At 74.0% G+C, this 20,266-nt stretch carries 21 protein-coding genes and 1 other RNA gene; 14 read left to right on the forward strand and 8 right to left on the reverse strand.

Going from position 1 to position 20,266, the window contains the following annotated elements; all coding sequences use genetic code 11:
- Positions 1-40: 40 nt before the first annotated feature.
- The 5 genes from ACVMYR_RS16275 to mctP all read left to right on the forward strand — a co-directional run bounded on the left by ACVMYR_RS16275 (position 41) and on the right by mctP (position 5,062).
- Positions 41-997: a Nif3-like dinuclear metal center hexameric protein gene (locus ACVMYR_RS16275; protein ID WP_457122151.1), complete on the forward strand. Its 957-nt coding sequence runs from the start codon at positions 41-43 to the stop codon at positions 995-997.
- The gene (locus ACVMYR_RS16280; protein ID WP_077938914.1) at positions 987-1,724 is read left to right on the forward strand and encodes a zinc ribbon domain-containing protein; all 738 of its coding nucleotides are present in this window, start codon (positions 987-989) and stop codon (positions 1,722-1,724) included. The genes ACVMYR_RS16275 and ACVMYR_RS16280 overlap by 11 nt, the downstream gene beginning before the upstream one ends.
- 5 nt (positions 1,725-1,729) lie before the next feature.
- On the forward strand, positions 1,730-2,959 hold the full coding sequence (locus tag ACVMYR_RS16285; RefSeq protein WP_457122152.1) for a bifunctional RNase H/acid phosphatase: 1,230 nt from the start codon (positions 1,730-1,732) through the stop codon (positions 2,957-2,959).
- 202 nt (positions 2,960-3,161) lie between these two features.
- Positions 3,162-3,404 (forward strand): DUF3311 domain-containing protein, encoded by a 243-nt coding sequence (locus ACVMYR_RS16290; RefSeq protein WP_077938916.1) that lies wholly within the window; start codon positions 3,162-3,164, stop codon positions 3,402-3,404.
- Positions 3,404-5,062 carry a monocarboxylate uptake permease MctP gene (mctP, locus tag ACVMYR_RS16295; RefSeq protein ID WP_091275408.1) on the forward strand — a complete coding sequence of 553 codons (1,659 nt, stop codon included), beginning with the start codon at positions 3,404-3,406 and terminating at the stop codon, positions 5,060-5,062. The genes ACVMYR_RS16290 and mctP overlap by 1 nt, the downstream gene beginning before the upstream one ends.
- A gap of 126 nt (positions 5,063-5,188) precedes the next feature.
- On the opposite strand, the gene ACVMYR_RS16300 is transcribed toward mctP, so the two are convergent.
- Entirely contained in the window at positions 5,189-5,665 is a 477-nt protein-coding gene (locus tag ACVMYR_RS16300; RefSeq protein ID WP_077938918.1) for a MarR family winged helix-turn-helix transcriptional regulator, read from the reverse strand.
- 53 nt (positions 5,666-5,718) lie between these two features.
- Between ACVMYR_RS16300 and ACVMYR_RS16305 the strand changes: the two genes are divergently transcribed.
- Positions 5,719-6,951 (forward strand): MFS transporter, encoded by a 1,233-nt coding sequence (locus ACVMYR_RS16305; protein ID WP_043967030.1) that lies wholly within the window; start codon positions 5,719-5,721, stop codon positions 6,949-6,951.
- 22 nt (positions 6,952-6,973) lie between these two features.
- Here ACVMYR_RS16305 and ACVMYR_RS16310 read toward each other — a convergent pair whose 3' ends face one another.
- Positions 6,974-7,735: a sulfite exporter TauE/SafE family protein gene (locus ACVMYR_RS16310; protein ID WP_077938920.1), complete on the reverse strand. Its 762-nt coding sequence runs from the start codon at positions 7,733-7,735 to the stop codon at positions 6,974-6,976.
- A gap of 236 nt (positions 7,736-7,971) precedes the next feature.
- Between ACVMYR_RS16310 and ACVMYR_RS16315 the strand changes: the two genes are divergently transcribed.
- From ACVMYR_RS16315 to ACVMYR_RS16325, 3 genes are all read left to right on the forward strand, one after another.
- Complete coding sequence (locus ACVMYR_RS16315) at positions 7,972-9,624, forward strand: hypothetical protein (RefSeq protein ID WP_457122153.1); 1,653 nt, start codon at positions 7,972-7,974, stop codon at positions 9,622-9,624.
- Between the two features lie 38 nt (positions 9,625-9,662).
- Positions 9,663-10,080: RNase P RNA component class A (rnpB, locus tag ACVMYR_RS16320), an RNA gene on the forward strand.
- Between the two features lie 120 nt (positions 10,081-10,200).
- Positions 10,201-10,773: a maleylpyruvate isomerase N-terminal domain-containing protein gene (locus tag ACVMYR_RS16325; RefSeq protein ID WP_457122154.1), complete on the forward strand. Its 573-nt coding sequence runs from the start codon at positions 10,201-10,203 to the stop codon at positions 10,771-10,773.
- Positions 10,774-11,082: 309 nt separating this feature from the next.
- On the opposite strand, the gene ACVMYR_RS16330 is transcribed toward ACVMYR_RS16325, so the two are convergent.
- A complete protein-coding gene (locus ACVMYR_RS16330; RefSeq protein ID WP_457122155.1) occupies positions 11,083-11,313 on the reverse strand; it encodes a hypothetical protein in 231 nt (76 codons plus the stop codon).
- Positions 11,314-11,389: 76 nt separating this feature from the next.
- Here ACVMYR_RS16330 and ACVMYR_RS16335 point away from each other — a divergent pair, with 76 nt between their 5' ends.
- On the forward strand, positions 11,390-12,073 hold the full coding sequence (locus ACVMYR_RS16335) for a TetR/AcrR family transcriptional regulator (protein WP_457122156.1): 684 nt from the start codon (positions 11,390-11,392) through the stop codon (positions 12,071-12,073).
- 54 nt (positions 12,074-12,127) lie between these two features.
- On the opposite strand, the gene ACVMYR_RS16340 is transcribed toward ACVMYR_RS16335, so the two are convergent.
- Together ACVMYR_RS16340 and ACVMYR_RS16345 are read right to left on the reverse strand one after the other, a co-directional pair.
- Positions 12,128-12,808 carry an HAD family hydrolase gene (locus tag ACVMYR_RS16340; protein ID WP_457122157.1) on the reverse strand — a complete coding sequence of 227 codons (681 nt, stop codon included), beginning with the start codon at positions 12,806-12,808 and terminating at the stop codon, positions 12,128-12,130.
- Positions 12,805-13,797, reverse strand: a complete 993-nt coding sequence (locus tag ACVMYR_RS16345; RefSeq protein WP_457122158.1) for a DMT family transporter — start codon at positions 13,795-13,797, stop codon at positions 12,805-12,807. Before ACVMYR_RS16345 ends, ACVMYR_RS16340 begins: the two co-directional genes overlap by 4 nt.
- A gap of 124 nt (positions 13,798-13,921) precedes the next feature.
- On the opposite strand from ACVMYR_RS16345, the gene ACVMYR_RS16350 reads away from it, so the two are divergent.
- The 4 genes from ACVMYR_RS16350 (at position 13,922) to ACVMYR_RS16365 (ending at position 17,231) form a co-directional block, all read left to right on the forward strand.
- On the forward strand, positions 13,922-14,455 hold the full coding sequence (locus ACVMYR_RS16350; RefSeq protein WP_077938927.1) for a YlcI/YnfO family protein: 534 nt from the start codon (positions 13,922-13,924) through the stop codon (positions 14,453-14,455).
- Positions 14,456-14,565: 110 nt separating this feature from the next.
- Positions 14,566-15,405, forward strand: coding sequence for a DUF4097 family beta strand repeat-containing protein (locus ACVMYR_RS16355; RefSeq protein ID WP_457122159.1), 840 nt, complete (start codon positions 14,566-14,568; stop codon positions 15,403-15,405).
- Positions 15,406-15,435: 30 nt separating this feature from the next.
- Positions 15,436-16,395, forward strand: coding sequence for an ATP-binding cassette domain-containing protein (locus ACVMYR_RS16360; RefSeq protein WP_457122160.1), 960 nt, complete (start codon positions 15,436-15,438; stop codon positions 16,393-16,395).
- Positions 16,392-17,231 (forward strand): ABC transporter permease, encoded by an 840-nt coding sequence (locus ACVMYR_RS16365; protein ID WP_457122161.1) that lies wholly within the window; start codon positions 16,392-16,394, stop codon positions 17,229-17,231. Before ACVMYR_RS16360 ends, ACVMYR_RS16365 begins: the two co-directional genes overlap by 4 nt.
- Positions 17,232-17,255: 24 nt before the next feature.
- Here the strand turns inward: ACVMYR_RS16365 and ACVMYR_RS16370 are convergent, their stop codons facing one another.
- The 3 genes from ACVMYR_RS16370 to ACVMYR_RS16380 all read right to left on the reverse strand — a co-directional run bounded on the left by ACVMYR_RS16370 (position 17,256) and on the right by ACVMYR_RS16380 (position 20,210).
- Entirely contained in the window at positions 17,256-17,630 is a 375-nt protein-coding gene (locus ACVMYR_RS16370) for a DUF4259 domain-containing protein (RefSeq protein WP_077938930.1), read from the reverse strand.
- Positions 17,631-17,847: 217 nt separating this feature from the next.
- Positions 17,848-19,371: a SulP family inorganic anion transporter gene (locus ACVMYR_RS16375; protein ID WP_077938931.1), complete on the reverse strand. Its 1,524-nt coding sequence runs from the start codon at positions 19,369-19,371 to the stop codon at positions 17,848-17,850.
- A gap of 239 nt (positions 19,372-19,610) precedes the next feature.
- Positions 19,611-20,210, reverse strand: a complete 600-nt coding sequence (locus ACVMYR_RS16380) for a hypothetical protein (protein WP_077938932.1) — start codon at positions 20,208-20,210, stop codon at positions 19,611-19,613.
- Positions 20,211-20,266: the final 56 nt, after the last annotated feature.

Here is a 20,266-nt window from a genome sequence, read left to right on the forward strand (position 1 = left end):
AGGCCGTGACGCGCGGCCGACGCCGGTAAGCTGGCCCGCCGTGAGCACAACCGCGACACCGCCGCAGCCGACGACCGTGGCCGACGTGGTGGCGGCGCTCGCGCGCCGCTACCCGACGACCTGGGCCGAGGACTGGGACCGGGTGGGGCTGGTGCTCGGCGAGCCCACCGCCCGGGTGCGGCGGGTGTCCTGCGTCGTCGACGTGGTCCCCGAGACGGTCGCCGAGGCCCTCGCCGCCGGTGCCGACATGATCGTCGCCCACCATCCGCTGCTGCTGCGCGGGGTCTCCTCCGTCGCCCCGACGACGTTCAAGGGGCGCATCGTCCACGACCTGATCAAGGCCGACGTGGCGCTGTACGTGGCGCACACCAACGCCGACGTGGCCGACCCGGGCGTCTCCGACGCCCTCGCGGCCCGCTTCGGGCTGACCGGCCTGCGCCCTCTGCACCCGCCGGCCCCCGGCTCGCCGGCCGCAGGCGCGGGGCGGGGCATCGGCCGCATCGGCGAGCTGCCCCGGCCCATGACCCTCGCCGAGCTGACCCGGCACGCCGCCGCCGTGCTGCCCGCCACCGCCTGGGGCGTTCGCGCCGCCGGCGATCCCGGGCGTATGGTTCGTACCCTCGCGGTCAGCGGCGGCTCGGGCGACGCGTTCCTCGGCGCGGCGACCGCGGCCGGCGTCGACGCCTACCTGACCTCCGACCTGCGCCACCATCCCGCCGGCGAGCACCTCGCCGCCGGCGGCCCCGCCCTGCTGGACGCCGCCCACTGGGCGACCGAGCGGCCCTGGCTCGACGACCTGGCCGCCGCCCTGCGGGCCGAGCTGGGCGTCGAGACCATCGTGTCCGACCTGGACACCGACCCGTGGACGGTGCACGCCGCCGCCCCCACGGCTGCCACCCCGGCAGCCACCCGCACCGTGCCCGGCGGCACCGCCCCGGGACCCGCCGCCGACCCCGCCCCCGCCGCGGACGACAAGGAGCCCCGACGTGAAGGCTGACCCGAAGGTCCAGCGCCGCCTGCTCGACCTCCAGGCGATCGACACCACCCTCGCCCAGCTCGCCCACCGCCGCCGCACCCTGCCCGAGCTGGCCGAGCTGGAGACCCTCGCCCGGGAGCTGTCCGCGCTGGAGGACGAGCGGGTCCGCGCCCAGGTCGCCGTCGACGACCTGGACCGCGACATCGCCCGCATCGAGAAGGACGTCGAGCAGGTCCGGGCCCGCAAGAGCAAGGACGAGGCGCGGCTGGCCTCCGGGAGCGGACCGGCCCGGGAGCTGGAGGCGCTCCAGCACGAGCTGGTCTCCCTCAACCGCCGGCAGAGCGACCTGGAGGACGCCGAGCTGGAGCTGATGGAGCAGCGGGAGACCGCCCAGGGCGTACTCGACGGGATCGAGCGGCGGGCCGCCGACGCGCGCGAGCGGCGGGCGGCGGCCGAGCGGCGTCGCGACGACGCCCTCGCCGAGATCGCCAAGGAGGAGGAGTTCAAGCGGCAGTCCCGCCAGCCCCTCGCCGGTGACCTCCCGGCGGAGCTGGTCACCCTCTACGACAAGATCCGCGCCGACACCGGGCTCGGCGCGGCCCTGCTCACCGGCGGGCGCTGCGGCGGCTGCCGGCTGGAGCTCTACGGCGCGGACATGGCCCGCATCCGCAAGGCCGCGCCGGACGACGTGGTGCGCTGCGAGGAGTGTCGCCGCATCATGGTCCGCACCAACGAGTCGGGGCTGTAACTCCGATGGCGGTGCGCGCGGTCGTCGTCGAGGCCGACGGCGGGTCCCGGGGCAACCCCGGCCCGGCCGGCTACGGCGCGGTGGTCCGGGACGCGGCCAGCGGCGAGGTGCTCGCCGAACGCTCCGAGGCGATCGGCACGGCCACCAACAACGTCGCCGAATACCGGGGCCTGATCGCCGGCCTGGAGGCCGCCGCCGAGCTGGGCGCGGCCGAGGTCGACGCCCGGATGGACTCCAAGCTGGTGGTCGAGCAGATGTGCGGCCGCTGGCAGATCAAGCACCCGGGGTTGCGCCCGCTCGCCGCGCAGGCCGCGGAGCTGGTCGGCCGGTTCGCGGCGGTGCGGTTCCAGTGGATCCCCCGGGAGCGCAACCGGCACGCCGACGCCCTGGCCAACGCCGCGATGGACGCGGCGGCCACCGGCGGGAAGGCCCGGAAGGCCGGCGCGGGCGGGGCGGCCCGGCCCGCCGCCGAGCCGCCCCGCGAGGTTGCCGCACCGGACTCGCCCGCCCGCGCCCTCGCCCGGGAGGCCGCCGCCCGCGCCGCCACGAAGCGGGCCGGCACCGACCCGGCGACCGCCCCCGCCTCCTGGGAGCCGCGCCCCAGCGACACCGCGACCCGGCTGATCCTGGTCCGCCACGGCGAGACCGAGTTCACCGAGCAGCGCCGCTACTCCGGCCGCGGCGACGTGCCGCTGTCCGCCCGGGGCCGCGCCCAGGTGCGGGCCACGGCCGCCCGGGTGGCCGCCCTCGCCCCGACCGTCGCGGCCGTGGTCAGCTCGCCGTTGTCCCGGTGTACGGCCACCGCGCGGGCGATCGCCGGGGCGCTGCGCGGCACCGTGCCGCTCCGCACCGACGACGACCTGATCGAGTGCGACTTCGGGGCGTGGGAGGGGCGCACCTTCGCCGAGGTGCGCGCCGGCTGGCAGGGCGAGCTGGACGCCTGGCTCGCCTCGACCCGGGTCGCCCCGCCCGACGGGGAGTCGTTCACCGAGGTCGCCGCCCGGGTGACCCGGGCCACGGACGCGCTGGTCGAGGCGTACCCCGGGGAGACCGTGGTGGTGGTCTCGCACGTCTCGCCGATCAAGCTGGTGCTGCGCGAGGCCCTCGCCGCCGACGACGCGTTCCTGCACCGGCTCTACCTCGACGCGGCCGGCATCTCGGTGCTGGACCGGTGGTCCGACGGCGGCGTCGCGGTGCGCTCGGTCAACGACACCGCCCACCTCGCCGCGCTCTGACCCACCGCGAAGGAGCGGCCGTCCCCACGGGGACGGCCGCTCCTTCGTCTGCCCACGACCGGGGAGACATCGACGGGCATGCCGTTCGGCGCACCCGGCGGCCCGCTCGGCGCACCGCCCCGCGTCGGTTGAACGTGACGCCCGTCACCGGGTCGTAACGTCCGGCCGTCATGGGGAGACAAGACCACCGGAGGTGTGTCGTATGACCGCATCCGAACCGGAGGAACCCGGCTCGGCGTCGTCCAGGGCGAAGGACCACAGCCCCTGGAACTGGTTGCTGTTCGTCCCGATCGTGGTGCCGCTGATCCCGGTGTTCTTCAACGCCGACGCGCCGCGCGTGTTCGGGTTTCCGCGCTTCTACTGGCTGCAACTGGCCTACATCCTGCTCGGCGTGGCCACCACCACGCTCGTCTACCAGCTGACCAAGAAGCGGGGTGACCGGTGATGTGGCGCGACCATCTGACCGAGATCATCGTCTTCACGGTGCTGTTCCTGCTGGTCAGTGCCATGGGTTTCGTGGCGGCCCGGTGGCGGGCGCCGAGGGACATGGCCCACCTCGACGAGTGGGGGCTGGGCGGGCGCAGCTTCGGCGGCTGGATCACCTGGTTCCTCGTCGGCGGTGACCTCTACACGGCGTACACGTTCGTGGCGGTGCCGGCGCTGGTGTTCGGCGCGGGCGCGATGGGCTTCTTCGCGGTGCCGTACACGATCGTGATCTACCCGATGGTGTTCCTGGTGCTGTGCCGGCTCTGGTCGGTGTCGCACCGGCACGGCTTCGTCACCCCCGCCGACTTCGTCCGCAGCCGGTTCGACTCGCCGGTGCTGGCGCTGGTCGTCGCGGTCACCGGCATCGTCGCCACCATGCCGTACATCGCGCTGCAGCTCGTCGGCATCGAGGCGGTGCTCAAGACCATGGGGGTGACCGGCGAGAGCGCCCTCGCGCGGCACCTGCCGATCATCATCGCGTTCGCGATCCTGGCCGCGTACACGTACCAGTCGGGGCTGCGCGCGCCCGCGCTGATCGCATTCGTCAAGGACACGCTGATCTACGTGGTGATCCTGGTGGCGGTGCTGTGGCTGCCGCAGAAGCTGGGCGGCTGGGGCTCGATCTTCGACGCCGCCGAGGCGAAGTTCCAGGCCACGGCGCAGAACCCCAACGACGGGATCCTGCTCAACGCCAACAACCAGCTCCAGTACGTCACCCTGGCGTTCGGCTCGGCGCTGGCGCTGTTCCTCTACCCGCACAGCATCACCGGCGTGCTGGCCAGCCGGAACCGGGACGTGATCAAGCGGAACATGTCGGCGCTGCCCGCGTACAGCCTGGTCCTCGGGCTGATCGCGCTGCTCGGCTACATGGCCATCGCGGCGGGGGTGAAGCCGCTGCCCGGGTCGACGCCCGGCAGCGCGGACGCGAACACCGTCGTGCCGGTGCTGTTCGACCAGCAGTTCCCGGACTGGTTCGCCGGGGTCGCGTACGCGGCCATCGGCATCGGGGCGCTGGTGCCGGCGGCGATCATGTCGATCGCGGCGGCGAACCTGTTCACCCGCAACATCTACAAGGAGTACCTCAAGCGGGACGCCAGCCCGGCCCAGGAGGCGAACGTCTCGAAGATCACCTCGCTGGTGGTGAAGGTCGGCGCGGTGGCCTGCATCGTCTTCCTCGACCCGCAGTTCTCCATCGACCTGCAGCTCATCGGCGGCGTGATCATCCTCCAGACGCTGCCGGCGGTGGCGCTGGGCCTCTACACCCGCTGGTTCCACCGGGGCGCGCTGATCGCCGGCTGGGCGGCCGGCATGGGGCTGGGCATGTGGATGCTCTACCAGATCCCCAACCCGGCGACGAAGCGCGCCCACTTCGGCGGCTCGGCGTTCCCGCTGAGCGACTTCGGCTTCGACACGAAGAAGACGATCTACGTCGGGATCGTGGCGGTGCTGGTGAATCTGCTGGTCGCCGCCCTGGTGACCCTGGTCCTGCGGGCGGCGAAGGTGGACGCGGGCCGCGACGGCACCACGCCGGACGACTACTTCGCCGACGAGGGCGACCCGCGCGTCACCCCGGGCCCGGCCCGCGACGCCGACGCCGCCCCGGAACCGGTGGCGTAAGGAAGGGCCCCCTGTTAACGCATTCTGTTGTACAGGGGGCCCCTGCTAACAAGGCCGCCGCCAGGCGTGCGCCCGCCGCAGCGGGGGAGCGGAGCGCGGGCACTCGGCGGCGGCCCGGCGCGCCGGTCAGCGGCGGCTGCGGGTCTCCAGCGCCTCGTTGAGCCGGTGCAGCAGGTGGGCCAGGGTGTCGCGGTCGGCCGGGGCCCAGTCGGCGAGGATGTCGCCGTAGAGCCGGGTGCGGGCCGCCCGGACGGCGGCCATGCGCTGCAGCCCGGCCGGGGTGGGGGAGACCACCGTGCCCCGGCCGTCGCTCGGGTCGGGGGCGCGGGCGATCAGCCCGTCGCGCTGCATGGCGGAGACCTGCCGGGTGACGGTGGAGCCGTCCAGGTTGAGCCGGGCGGCGAGCGCCGAGACGTTCTGCGGGCCGGCGCTGTCGAGGTGCCGCAGGATCACGTACGCCGCGCGGTCCAGCACCCGGTGCTCGGCCGTGCCGGTGGCGCGCCGGGTCGCCTCGCCGAGTCGCATGAGGAGCGCCACCTCGGTCTCGATCCGCCCGAGTGTGACCTCTTCCGCAGTGCCTTCCGCAGTGCCGTCTTCGCTCATAGCTGTAGGATACAGGGAAACTAACTGTACGATACAGCTATCCGGGAGGCGGAGTGGACCGGCGCAACGAACCCCACCGCAGTGCCATCTACGCCACCACGCTGGTGGCCTTCCTCGCCATCGCCGGCATCGCCGTCGTCGACCCCATCCTGCCCGCCATCGGCGAGGCCATCGGCGTCACCGCCTGGCAGGTCGAGCTGCTGTTCACCGCGTACATCGCGGTCATGGCCCTGGGCATGATCCCCGCGACCCTGGCCAGCGGCCGGTTCGGCTTCAAGCCCGTGCTGATCACCGGCGTCTCCGTGGTCGGCCTCGCCGCCATCGGCGCCTCGTTCAGCAACGACATCGTGCAACTGTCGGTGCTGCGCGGCGTGTGGGGGCTGGGCAACGCCATGTTCTTCGCCACCGCCATGGTGGTGCTGGTCAACCTCGCCAACGACCGCGAATGGGTGGTCGGCCTCTTCGAGACCGCGCTCGGCCTCGGCTTCGCCGTCGGCCCGCTGCTCGGCGGCCTGCTCGGCGAGGTGAGCTGGCGACTGCCGTTCTTCGTCTGCGGGATCTTCATGGTCCTCGCGCTCGCCGTCGCGTCCCGCCGGCTCCGCGAGCCGGCAAACCCCCAACCTCGGGTACGCCTCGGCGCGATCTTCGCCACCTACCGCCGGCCCGCGTTCGTGGCCCTGTGCGCCGTCACCGCCGCCTACAACTTCGTCTTCTTCGTCGTGCTCGGCTACACGCCGCTCTTCCTCGGCCTCGACGTCATCCCGCTCGGCCTCGCGTTCACCGGCTGGGGCCTCGGCCTCGCCGCCGGCATCCTCGTGGTCGGCCACCGGCTCGCCCACCGCATCGGCGCGGTGCAGACCGTCGGCGTGGCCGTCGCCGGCCTGCTGGCCTGCATGGTCCTCTTCGCCACCTCGACCGGCACCGCCATGTCGCTGGTCGTGCTCGTCGTCGCCGGCCTGTTCATGGGCCTGGCCAACGCCAACCTCACCGACCTGGCCCTCGGCCTCGGCGCCGCCGACCGCCGGGTCGCCACCGGCGCGTTCAACCTGGTCCGCTGGGGCGCCGCCGCGCCCGCCCCGATCATCTCCGGCAAGCTCGCCGAGCACGGGCCGGCCCTGCCCTTCTGGGTCGGCCTCGGCGTCCTCGCCGCCGGCGCGCTGGTCTACCTCGCCACCGCCCACCGGATGGCCGCCGGTCACGGCGAACGGGTGCTCTGGGCCCGCTGGAACCGGGCCGCCGCGCGCAACGAGCACGCCCCGGAGGAGCCGGTCGGCGAGGCGTACTGAGCCGGCTCGCGCGCGGTGCCGCTCAGCGCATCGCGCGCCACAGCAGGTACAGGCCGATGGCCGTGCCGAACGCCACGATCAGCGTCTTCAGCACCACCGGCGGCAGCCGGCGCACCAGCCGCGCGCCGACGTACCCACCGACCAGGGTCGCCGGGGCCACCACCGCGACGGCCGCCCAGTTCACCGGGCCGAACAGCGCGAACACCACCAGCGTGGTCAGCCCCACCGTCGCCGAGAGCAGGTTCTTCACCGCCGACACCCGGGCCAGCGTCGCGTCCAGCACCAGCGCCAGACCGGCCACCAGCATCACCCCCAGGGCCGCGCCGAAATAGCCGCCGTACACCGCGCCGACCGCGACCATGGCCTGCACGGTGACCGTACGGCGGCGCGGCCCCAACTCGGCCGGATGCCCGACGAGGCGGCGCAGCGGATCCTGGAACGCGAGCACGGCGGTGGCCCCGAGCACCAGGAACGGCACCACCAGCTCGAACGCCCGCGCCGGGGTGCCCAGCAACAGCAGGCACCCGACGATCGTGCCCACCACCGTGGTCGGCAGCAGCGCCCACAGCGCCCGGCCGCGCGGCAGGTCCGTGCGGCTGCCCGCCACGCTCGCGACGTACCCGGGGAACACCGCCACGGAGTTGCTCACGTTCGCCGGCACCGGCGGCAGCCCCGCCGCGATCATGGCCGGGAAGGTGATCAGCGAGCCGCCGCCGGCCACCGCGTTGACCGTGCCCGCGGCGAGACCGGCGGTGACCAGCAGCGCGGCGTCGGAGAGTTCCACGCCGCCGAGGCTAGCCCGCCCGGCCGCCCCGCCCCCGCCCCGCCCCCGGGCGGCTGCCCTTGCCCCGCCCCGCTCGGCCTTCCCCCTTGATCATCTGCATGTCGGCGACATGGCGGTATCCCAGCGCCCCGGACCCCGCCATGTCGCCGACATGGTGTCGCCGTTCACCGGCGAGACCCAGGTTTGACGATCACCCCGCCGGGTAGCCGGCCGTCCAACCGGGTGGGGAGAGGGTCGTGACCACGGACGAGACGTGCGACGACCCCGCCTCCGTACGCGGACTCGTGCGCGCCTACGACCGGGCCCGCGCGGCGGCCGACGAACTGGGCCCGCTGGTGTGGACGCGGAGCCGTCCGTGCGCCTGGTGGTCCCTGCGGCTGCCCCGCTCCACGCTCCTGACCCGCTTCTACCTCAGCCGGCACATCGACCGCAGCCTCGGCGCACTGGTGCGCGCCTACAACGCCCGGGAGGCACTGGGCACGCTGGACGACGCCATGCAGCGGGACCGCGACCTCTGCGCCGCCTACCGACGCTCGCTGCGCATCCCCAGCCAGTTGGTGGCCGTCCTGGCGTACGGGATGGCGGCCCTCGTGATCGCACAGGTGCTGGTCTCGAAGTCGGAGGAGTTCGAGGACACCCTCGCCTGGATCGTCGCCGTCCACGCGGCCGAGTTCGAGCAGGTCGACACGGACCTCGCCCGCGAGACGCTCGGCCTCGCCGCGAAGACCGTGAGCGGGAGCCCCGCCACCCTCGTGGACGTCGTCGACCGCAGCATGGACATGTCGGTCCTGACGGGATTCGTGGCATTGGCCGCCGCGGTCTTCGTGGTCTACGTGACGACGCGGATGCTGGTTCCGGCCTTCCGCCTTAAACGCCAACTGCTGTGTCTCGCCGACCAGGCCGAGTTCGGCGTACGGGACACCGCCACCGGATGGTTCGTCGACAAGTCGGTCGGGGCGTACGCGCGGGAGCGCGCCGTGTTCCGCGCCGTCGGTGCCCGGCCGCCGGCCGAATGGCCGGTGGACCTGATCATCCTGGCCGGGCCGCCGATCCTCCTGCTGTGCATCGCCATCGGCTACGCGCGCTTCGAGGCGGGCTTCCTCTACCCGCTCACCGTGTCGAGCTGGTTCCTCGCGGCCGCCGCGCTGCGGGCCCGGTGGCTCGACACGTGCAGGCGCGGCCGGAACATCGCCGCACCCCTCGGCGGGGGCACGGGCGCCGTCGGGGCGAACCCTCCGTTCGTGGTGCGGGTCGCCGGCGGCCGGCACGTCGAGGGCCGCGCCGTGCCGGAGGTCGCGGCCCTGCCCGTGCTCGCCGCGATCCTGGTGCCGTTCGTCCTCAACGTCGTGGTGATCCGGCCGTTCTACTACGTGGAGAACGCGGTGGCCAGCGCACTGGAGGTCGTGGTTCCCGCGTTCCTGCCCTGGCTCGTCGCCGGCTCCTGGCACCGGCTGGCGAAGACGACGAGGCAGATCGAGGGGACCTTGCGGGCAGGTGCCCGGGGCCGAGGACCACTCCGGGCCTGGGCGTCGGTGGTGCTCTTCGTCTCGGTGATCCTGGCACCGGTCGTCGTCACGAGAGACCTCTGGGCGCTCGGCGGTCTCCTCCACGACCGGCCGCGACGGAACCGGGCGCGGCGGCTGGCTGCCCTCGGTGTCGTCGTACCGCTGCTGAACCTGCTGTTCTTGAAGTTGGTGAGCACGTCCCTGGCTGCGGTGGGCCCCCTGCACCCGCCCCGGACGGGCTGGCTGTTCGCGCTGACCGGCTCCCTCGTGGTCCTCGGGTACGGTGCCCTGCTGGGTGCCGTCCAATGGGCGCAGAATCTCCTGCTGCCCACCTGCGGTGAGCTGACCGCGTTCGGCCGCTGCGACGGACCGGGCCGGCAATAGCCCGGGAGATCGCGTCGTTAGGATGGGGGAGCGACGGACGAGTCGACCGGGCGGTCGCGTCGGCGGGCCAGGTGCCCGTCGCCGAGGAACGTCCGGACTCCACAGGGCAGGGTGGTTGCTAACGGCAACCCGGGGCGACCCGCGGGACAGTGCCACAGAAAACAGACCGCCGGCCCCCAACGGGGACGGTAAGGGTGAAACGGTGGGGTAAGAGCCCACCAGCATCCCGGGTGACCGGGATGGCTCGGTAAACCCCACCCGGAGCAAGGCCAAAATGGGCCGTCACCGCAAGATGACGACCTGCGCAGACGCCTGAGGGCTGCCCGCCCGATGTCTGCGGGTAGGCCGCTGGAGCCTGCCGGCGACGGCAGGCCTAGATGGATGGCCGCCGCTGGCGCGTGGCCCGCGAGGGGTACGCGCCGGGCACAGAATCCGGCGTACAGGTCGACTCGTCCGTCGCCCACCAGCTCAGCGCCCTGATCATGGCCCTGGGCCTTCTGTGTCTGGTGTGCGGGCCGTTTCGACCGGCTGCGAAAATCGCTGTCCGGCCGTCGGAACACAGTGGTAGAAAGCCGGGTGCAGAAAATCCTCGCGTTCTCTGATCACCTGCGCTTGATCAACGAAAGGTCGACCGCCTTCCGCACCGCGGTCGCCGCGGCACCCGGTCTCGACATGCAGGTTCCGACCCATCCCGGGCGGACGCTGTTCGATCTCGTGCAGCATGTGGGCATTGGCCGCCGGAAATCAGCCGCCATCGTCGCCGCAGGGCCCGCAGACGCACCCCCGGAAAAGTCGGCCTGGGACGACGGCACGGGTGCGCCTCGGGAACGCGAGGCACTGCTGGCCTGGTGGACGGACTCCGTCGAGCAACTGACGAACGCGTTGCGTGAGGCTGGCCCGGATCGCAGGTGTTGGACCTGGTGGGATGACTCGCCGTCACCGCAAACCTCTGGTGCCTGGGCGCGGCGACAGGTCCCCGAGATCGCGGTGCACACCTACGACGTCCAGCTCACCCTGGGTGCCCCGCAGCCGCTACCAGACGACGTCGCCCTCGACGGTTTCGACGACTGCCAGTTCACCCTCTGCGCGACCACGGTCGCCTGGCCACACGACCCCGCTATCGTCCATTACCACGCCACCGAGGAGTGACCTGGTTCTGTTCTTCTACGGCCGCATTCCGCTGGATTCGCTGAAGTTCGAAGGCGACCGTCGAATCTTCGATCAGCTCGCCGCCTGGGACCCGTCCGTATGACAACGCGGCGGGCGGAGTCATGACCATGGCTCCGGACTGCTAGCCGTCGAGCCAAATCCAGCCGGCGCGACTTCCCCGAGCCGGTGGCCACGCTCCAGATGGGCAACGTCTGGCTGGCCGAGGACGTCGAGGCGTGGATCGCCGCCAAGCGCGGCGACCTGGACTGACTCCGGGCGGGGGAGGGACCCCCGCCTCCCGGCGGGCGCTCAGGGGCCGGTGTCGGAGTAGACCTCGACGTCGTAGAGCAATTGCACGTTGCGGCGGCCGTTCGTGATGCCGACGAAGACCGGTTCGCCGGCCGGGGTGCGGCCCTGCCGCCACACCGCGTCCCGCGCCGCTTCCCGCGACTCGTGGTGGGTCTTGCCCTCCTGGTGCAGTTGCAGGATGCGTCGGGCGGTGACCCGGTCGCTGTCGAGGTGGACCCGCAGCAGAGGCATGACGCCACCCCCTCCCCGATTCCGAGCCCAACTTACCAACGTTAAGTTGCCTGTCCACCGTACTAGAATGAACTTCATGACCACCACGCCGCCCGTCTGGCTGCGCGCCGAGCCGGCGCGCGCCCGGCGGAAGCCGCCGCTGACCCTCGACCGCATCGTGGGCGCGGCGGTGACCCTGCTCGACGCCGACGGCATCGAGGGCCTGACGATGCGCCGCCTCGCCCAGCGGCTCGACGTGACGGCCACCGCGTTGTACTGGCACGTGAAGACGAAGGACGACGTCCTGGACCTGGCCGTCGACGGGGTCTTCGGCGACGTGCCGATCCCCGAGGTGACCGACGACTGGCGACAGGACGTGCGCGTCCTCGTCCGTGCCTGGCGCGCCGCCATGCTGCGCCATCCCTGGGCGCCGGGGCTGATCGGGCGGCCGATGCTCGGGCCCAACGTCCTGGCCCGCACCGAGTTCCTGCAGGCGGCGCTGGTGCGCGGCGGCTGCGGCGGGCTGCGGCTCGCGGTGGCCACGCGGATGCTGGCCAACTACGTCATCGGCGCGTCGCTCACGGAGGCCACCTGGCGGCAGCACGCGGACCCCGGGGCGAGGTCCGCCGCCCGCGACCACGTCGCCGCGCGCGCCGACACCTATCCGACCCTCCACGCCTCCGGCCATCTCGACGACAGCCGGTGGGACGACGACCTGCTGTTCGAGGAGGGCCTCGACGGCATCCTCCGGGCGGCGGCACGCGCGGGGGCATCGGGCTGACCGGGCCGGGCGGCGGCACGCGCGGGGGGCATCAGGACCGGGGCCGGGCGGCCGTCAGCCCTCGCCGAGGGCGGTCACCAGCTCCGCCATGCTGTCGACGACGGCGTCCGCCGCGGCGAGCCGGGCCCGCTTGCCGGGCTTGTTGGCGTACCCGATGGCGGCGACCCCGGCGGCGTGGGCGGCCTCGACGTCGGTGGTCGAGTCGCCGACCAGGACGCAGTCCGCCGGCTCGGCGGCCAACTCCCGCAGGGCCGCGAGCACCGGGTACGGGTCCGGCTTCATCCGCCCCGGCGCGCCCTCGGGACGGCCGACGACCGGGTGCACGTACGAAGTGAGTCCATGGGCGTTCAGGTAGGCGCGGACGCACGCGGCGGAGTTGTTCGACACCACGGCGACCCGGCGGCCGGCGCGGTGGGCGGCGAGGATGGCCTCCCGGCCGTACGGGGTCGGCGCGGCGGTGTGGGCCGCGGTGACCTCCGCGCGGGTCAGCGCCTCGTCGACGAGGCGGACGACGGCGGGGCGGCCGAGCGTGGCGGTGAAGCGCAGCACGGCGAGCGGGTCGGGCTCGTGCCGGATCCCGGCCGGCAGGGGCACGCCCCGGTCAGCGAGCAGCCGGCGCAGCTCGTCGGCGACGGCCGATGCGGGGTGTCGGGCGAAGACGCCGCACACGGGCCCGTCGAAGTCGAGCAGGACCACGCGGGCGCGGCCGACGAGGGGAGCGAGAACGGCGGTCACGGCCCGGCGGCCCCGTCGGGCTGCGCCGGGCCGGGCCTTGCCGGTGCGGGGGCGGTGCGGTCCTGGCCCGCAGGTTGCAGGGCGACGACTGCCGCGAGGATGAGCGCGCCGCCGAGCAGCGCGGGTGCGGTGAGCCGCTCGCCCAGGAGCAGCGCCGCCAGGAGGGCGGCGGAGAGCGGCTCGACGAGGGTGGCCACCGTGGCGGCCGACCCGGACGTCGTCCGCAGCCCGGCGTAGAGCAGGCCGTACGCCAAGGCCATCGTCGCGACCCCGAGGTATGCCAGCAGGGCGAGCGAGGCGGGGTCGGCCGTGAGTACCGGCTCGCCTGCGGCGAGGGCGATCCCGAGCCAGGGGAGCAGCGCCAGCGTCCCGGCGGCGGTGGCGCACGTGGTCAGGGCCACGGAGTCGACCCGCTGGGCCAGGGTGTGCCCGAGCAGAGTCGTCGCCGCGTACGTGGCCCCGGACGCGACGGCGAGGACGATCCCGAGCCCCGGCCGGCCGCCGGGGGCGGGTGAGCCGTGTCCGGCGGTCGCGCTGATCAGCACCAGCCCGGTGAGCGCCGCCGTCAGCACGGCCACCTCGCGCAGCGACGGGCGTGACCGGGCGGCGGCGTGCTCCCAGGCGGCGGTCAGGACCGGTGCCAGCCCGAGCGAGACGACGGTCGAGACGCTCACGCCGACCAGCAGGACGGAGCCGAAGTACAGGGCCTGGTAGAGGGCGGTGCCGACGCCGACCACGACGGCCAGCACCGGGTGGGTGCGTATCGTCGCGAGCACGACACCCGACCGGCGGGTCACTACGGCGAAGCCGACCAGGGCGACGGCGGCCAGCGCCATCCGCCACGCGCTGACCGTCATCGCGCCGAGGCCGTCGCGGCTGTGCAGCACGGTGACCACGAGCCCGCCGGTGCCCCACAGGACGCCGGCCCCGCAGACCTGGAGCACCCCGATGCGGGTACGTCGGTGCGTGGCCCCCGCTGTCGTCGTCACGGCACCAACCTATGCGGCGCGGGAAGCTCGTTCGATCCGATTATGCCGCCGTGGTGCCATGCCTGGCGGCACTGCTGTGCCAAGTTGGCTTGTTAGTGTGCCATCTACGTGCCATAGTGATGCCATGGACCTGACCTCCTACGTGAGCAACCTCGGACGCGAGTTCGCCACCCTCGCCGAGGCCGGCGGCGACGAGTCGCGGTTGCTGGTCGAGCGCCTGACCGGGCCGCTGGAATCGGCGATCCGGATGACCCTGCTGGAAGCGCTGTCGGCCGCCGCCGACGAGATCACCCGGGACCTGGCCCCGGGGTCGGTGGAGCTGCGCCTGCGCGGGCGCGACCCCGACTTCGTCGTCACCCCGCCGCCCGCCGAGCCGCTCCAGCCCGCCGCGGGAGGCACCGCGGCGACGGGCGGCGGCACACCGGACGCCGTCCCGCCGATCGCCGAGGACGGCCCCGCGGCGCGGATCAACGTACGCCTGCCCGAGCAGCTCAAGGCCGCGATCGAGGAGGCGGCGGCGCGGGAGGGCCGCTCGGTCAACGCCTGGCTGGTCCGCGCCGCCGCCGCCGCCCTGCAACGACCCGACCACGACCAGCGCCCCGAGCCCCGCGACAGCGGCAGGCGCGCCCGGCAGAGCTTCACCGGCTGGGTGCGCTGACCGCACCCGCTCCACGCCGCCCCGGGCGGCACCACGCCATGCCGCGCCGCCCCGGCCTCACGTCCCCGACCTGCGGGGACGACTCACCCACCCACGATGTGGAGACGACCATGCCTACTTTCGAGACCCCCGAACCGATCTCCGTCACGCTGGAACTCGGCGTGGCCCACGTGCGGGTCGCCGCGAGCGACCGGACCGACACCGTCGTCGAGGTCCGGCCCAGCGACGAGACCGACGAGTCCGACGTGCAGGCCGCCGCGCAGGTCCGGGTCGACTACGCCAACGGCGCGCTCCAGGTCACCGGCCCGAAGCGCACGTTCGACTTCTCCAAGAGAAGCAGGTCGGTGGAGGTCTCCATCGAACTGCCCAGCGGTTCCCCGCTCTCCGCCCACCTGGTGATGGGCGACGTCCGCTGCACCGGCCGGCTCGGCGAGTGCCGGATCAGGACCACCGGCGACGTCCGGATCGAACGGACCGGCCCGCTGCGCCTGCACACGGGGGTCGGTCACGTCACCGTCGACGCCGTCGCGGGCGACGCCGAGGTCTCCACCGGCTCGGGCAAGGTCGAGCTCGGCGAGGTCGCGGGTGCCGCGTCGGTCAAGAACTCCAACGGCGACACCAGCATCGACGCGGTCACCGGCGACGGGCGGGTGCGCGCGGCCAACGGCGACATCCACGTCGAGCGGGCCGGTGCCGGCGTCGACGCGAAGACGTCCAACGGCAGCATCCGGCTCGGCGAGGTGGTCCGCGGCGCGATCGTGCTCGGCACCGCCGCCGGGAACCTGGACGTCGGCATCGCCGAGGGCACCGCCGCCTGGCTGGAGGTCAACACCGGGTACGGGCACGTGCGCAACCTGCTGGAGAACACCGGCCGGCCCGGCGGGACCGAGCAGACCGTCGAGGTCCGCGCCGCCACCTCCTACGGCGACATCACCATCCACCGCTCCTGACCCGCCTTCCGGCCCGAGGAGAGAACAACCATGTCCAGTACGCGAACCCGGCCGGCGATCGCCGCGACCGGCCTGCGGAAGTCGTTCGGCGACCAGGTCGTACTCGATGGTGTCGACCTGTCCGTGCCGGCCGGCACGGTCTTCGCGCTGCTCGGCGCGAACGGCGCCGGGAAGACCACCACCGTCCGGATCCTGTCCACCCTGCTCGGGGCCGACGCCGGTGACGTCCGGGTCGCCGGGCACGACCTCGCCCGCGAACCCGACGCGGTGCGCGCCGCGATCGGGGTCACCGGCCAGTTCTCCGCCGTGGACAACCTGCTCACCGGCGAGGAGAACCTGCTGCTGATGGCGGACCTGCACCACCTGCCCCGGGCCGAGGGCCGGCGGCTCGCGGCCCGGCTGCTCGAACAGTTCGACCTGGCCGACGCGGCACGCAAGCCGGCGTCGACGTACTCCGGGGGCATGCGGCGGCGGCTCGACCTGGCGATGACCCTGGTCGGCGACCCGCGAGTGATCTTCCTCGACGAGCCGACGACCGGGCTGGACCCGCGCAGCCGCCGCAACATGTGGCAGCTCGTCCGGGACCTGGTGGCCGGCGGCGTCACGATCTTCCTGACCACCCAGTATCTGGAGGAGGCCGACGAGCTTGCCGACCGGATCGCGGTCCTCGACCGCGGCCGGGTGATCGCCGAGGGCACGGCGGAGGAACTCAAGCGCCGCATCCCCGGCGGGCACGTCCGCCTGCGGTTCGCCGACGAGCAGGGCCTCGACGCGGCCCGGCGCGTGCTCGGCCAGGTTTCGCGCGACGGCGACGCCCTCGCCCTGCGCGTGCCCAGCGACGGCAGCCTGCGCTCGCTCAGGGCCCTGCTCGGCCGGCTCGACGACCAGGCCGTCCAGGTCGACGAGTTGTCCGTGCACACCCCCGACCTCGACGACGTCTTCCTCGCCCTCACCGGCGGCCCCACCGACGAGAAGGTGACCATCCCATGAGCACCCCTGCCCTCACCGGCCCCGCCCCGGCGGCCCTGCGCCTGCACCCGCTGCGTGACTCGGCGACGATGCTGCGCCGCAGCCTCCGGCGCATGCTGCGGTACCCGTCGATGACCGTGACGCTCGTCGCGATGCCCGTCGTCTTCCTGCTGCTGTTCGTCTACGTGTTCGGCGGCACGCTGGGCGCCGGGCTCGGCGGGGCGGTGCCCGGCGGCGCGGCCGGCGGGCGGGCCGCGTACGCCAACTACGTGGCCCCCGCGATCATCCTGATGACCGTGACGGCGGCGGTCCAGGGGACGGCGATCACCATCGCCATGGACCTGACCGAGGGGATCATCGCCCGGTTCCGCACGATGCACATCGCCCGCGTCTCGGTGCTGACCGGGCACGTCCTGGGCAGCATGATCCAGGCGATGCTCAGCGTGGTGGTGGTGACCGCAGTGGCCGTGCTGGTCGGCTTCCGGCCCACGGCTGGGCCGGGCGGTTGGCTGGCCGCGGCCGGCTTCCTGGCGGCGGTGACCTTCGCGCTCGTCTGGCTGGCCGTCGCGCTCGGCCAGGTGAGCGGGAGCGTCGAGACCGCCAGCAACCTGCCCATGCCGCTCGTCCTGCTGCCCTTCCTCGGCAGCGGGTTCGTCCCCACCGACTCCATGCCGGCCGGGCTGCGCTGGTTCGCCGAGTACCAGCCGTTCACGCCGATCATCGAGACCCTGCGCGGCCTGCTGATGGACGAGCCGGTCGGCAACGACGCGTGGATCGCGCTCGCCTGGTGCGCGGCCATCGCGCTGGGCGGCTACCTCTGGTCGAGGCGGCTGTTCAACCGGGAGCCCGCGCGCTGACGGTGGGCCGGCTCCGGCTCCGGCTCATGCCCTGCCCGCCGAGGCCAGCTCGGCGAGCTGGTCGAAGGTGCGGACGAGCACGTCGCGTCGCTGCGCCCGGTATTCGGGGTCGGGCTCCAGGCCGTCGATCGCCTCGTCCCAGACGGTCAGGAACCGGCTCTTCCAGCCGGCGATGGTCTCCGGGGCGGGCAGCGTGACCCCGACGTGGCGCTGGCTGCCGATGAGGTGCAACAGCTCCAGGTTGCAGGGGACGGCGACTCCCCAGTATTCGTCCGGCTCCAACTCGACCGGGTCGCCGGACATCGCCGTCGCGATCTCGTCGACCAGCCGCCCGGTCACCGTCGACAGGTGGTCGGCGGCGGTGTCGTCCTCGAAGTTGCCGCTGCCCCAGGTCCCCATGCTGTCGTCCGCTCCTTCCGCGACCGTCGCTCGATCGTCGGCCGAGTCAATCAGACCCCACCGACAATCCGCCGCCGCCGGCCGATCCGCCCGTCGACCAGTCCGCCGTCGCCATGTCGGCGACATGGGGGCATCCGGCCGGTCGGGATACCCCCATGTCGCCGACATGGCACCAGCCGCCCAGCCCACCAGCCGCCCAGCCGCCCAGCCGCGCGGGTCAGTCCGTCGCGTCGACCGTGCGGGGGCGGTCGTCCTCCGCCGGGCGCGGCGCGACGACGTGCACCGACACCCCCGCGTTGCGGTTGTGCGTCTCGATCCAGGTGTCCAGCGCGGTGCGGCAGGCGTGGTCGACGTGTCGCAGCCCGCGCAGGTCGAGCCGGACGGTCCGGTCGGCCGGCAGCTCGTTGAGCGTGGTGAGGATGGTGGGCAGCCGCAGGAAGGTGGCGTTCCCGGTGATCGCGACCTCGACCGGCCCCGGGCCGGCGTCGCCCACGGTGGCGTCGTGCACGGTGACCCGGACGTGCGAGGTCTCCCACGCGGTCTTCACCACGGCCAGGCCGAGGCCGACGAGCACGCCGGTGAACATGTCGGTGGTGAGGATGGCCAGGGCCGTCACCGCCAGCACCGCCGCCTCGCCCCGGTGTTCCCGCCACAGTTGCGGCAGCGCGCGCAGCGGCAGCAGCTTGACGCCGGCGTGGACGAGCACGGCGGCGAGCGCGGGCAGCGGCATCAGCCCGATCAGGCCGGGCGCGGCGGCGGCGAACAACAGCAGCCACAGCCCGTGCAGCACCCGGGAGGCCTTCGTCCGCGCGCCGGCCCGCACGTTGGCGGAGCTGCGGACGATGACGGCGGTCATCGGCAGGGCGCCGAGCAGGCCGCAGATCGTGTTGCCGGTGCCCTGCGCCACGAGTTCCCGGTCGAAGTCGGTGCGGGGGCCCTGGTGCAGCCGGTCGACGGCCGCCGCGCTGAACAGGCTCTCCGCTGACGCGACCAGGGTGAACGTGGCGACGGTGGCCAGCACCCCGACGTCCGCGAGGGTGCCCCAGTGCCCGAGCGACGGCTGCATCGCCGCGAGCAGCCCCTCGACCTCGATGGTGTCGACGGGCAGCCCGAGCGCGGCGGTCACCCCGGCCGCCGCCACGACGGCGACGAGCGCGCCGGGGACCGTCCGCAGCCGACCGGGCAGCCTGTCCCAGCCCACCATCACGGCGATGGTGGCCACGCCCACGGCGAGCGAGACCCGCGCCGGTGTGGACGTGGCGACCTCGCCGACCAGCCCCGGCAGGCCGGTGAACTTGCCCGGCCCGGTGTGCGGCGCGGCGACGCCGGCCAGGACGTACAGCTGCCCGGCGATGAGCAGCAGGCCGATGCCGGCGAGCATGCCCTGCACCACCGCCACGGTGATGGCGCGGAACCAGCGGCCGAGCCGCAGCAGCCCCAGGCCGATCTGGAGCAGCCCGGCGACCAGGACGATCGTGCCGAGGCCGGCGATGCCGTAGCGGTCCACGGCCTCGGCGACCAGCACGGTCAGGCCGGCGGCGGGGCCGCTGACCTGCATGCTGCTGCCGGGCATGAACCCCACGACGAGGCCACCGACGATGCCGGTGACCAGGCCGAGTTCGGCCGGCACGCCGGAGGCGACGGCGATGCCCACGCAGAGCGGGAGGGCGACGAGGAAGACGACGACGGAGGCGGACAGGTCGGCGCGCAGCGTGCGCCAGGGCAGGGCGGGAGGCGACATCGTTCACATCCGGGGAAGGCGGGGCGTGCGGGCAACGGGTCGGCCACCGACGCCGGCCGCCGGCTGGTCGCACCGCCGGCCGGGCCGGGGGTACGGGTGTCGGCGGCGCGGTGGCCGGCGGGTGACGCGTGGTGGTCAGGCGTACGGAAAGGTGCCCGACGGGCCGGGGGACGTCCTCGCCGTCCGCCGGCCGTGCGCCGCCCGCGACGGCGGGCGGGCCGGGTGCCGGCTGGCGGCGCTCAGCAGCGCAGGACGCTCAGCCGGATCGGGTCGGGTCCGGCGTCGGCGGTGGCGGGGCGCCCGTCGGCGGTGCTGCCCCGGCGGACGGCGGCGTCGGGCAGGGCCGACCCGGCCTGCGGCCCGGGGTCGCGGCGGTCGGTGCCCTGGTTGCCCCGCCCGGAGCGGCTGACCGATCCGCACGCCTTCCCGTCGAAGCGGGGCACGACGGTGGGGTCCGGCGGCTGACCGGTGTGCGCGGCGAGCGTGGTCACGAGGCGGTACGCCTCCAGCGCGACCTGCCCGGCCCGCCCGGTGCGCGGCGGCCCGCCGGCCCGGGAGGTTGCCCCGGACCGGGCATCGGCGCGGGCCCGGGGGCCCAGGTCGGCGGCCGGGGCGACGGCGGCCGGGGCGGCGACTGCGGTCGGGGCGCTGGCGTGCGGCGCGACGGCGGCCGGGGCGCTGGCGTGCGGTGCGGTGTCGGCCTGCGGTGCGGTGTCGGCCTGGGGCGCGACGGCGACGGCGACGGCGTCGAGCGGGGAGCGGCAGGCGAGGCCGAGGTGCAGCAGGAGCGCGCCGGCGAGCAGCGGGGCGAGGAGAACGGCGACGGGTCTGCGCTGCACCGCTCACCCCCAGGCCGGTACGCGTGCACGCACACCGCGTGCCACCACACCGTAGA

This window comes from Micromonospora sp. PTRAS2, from assembly GCF_054052245.1.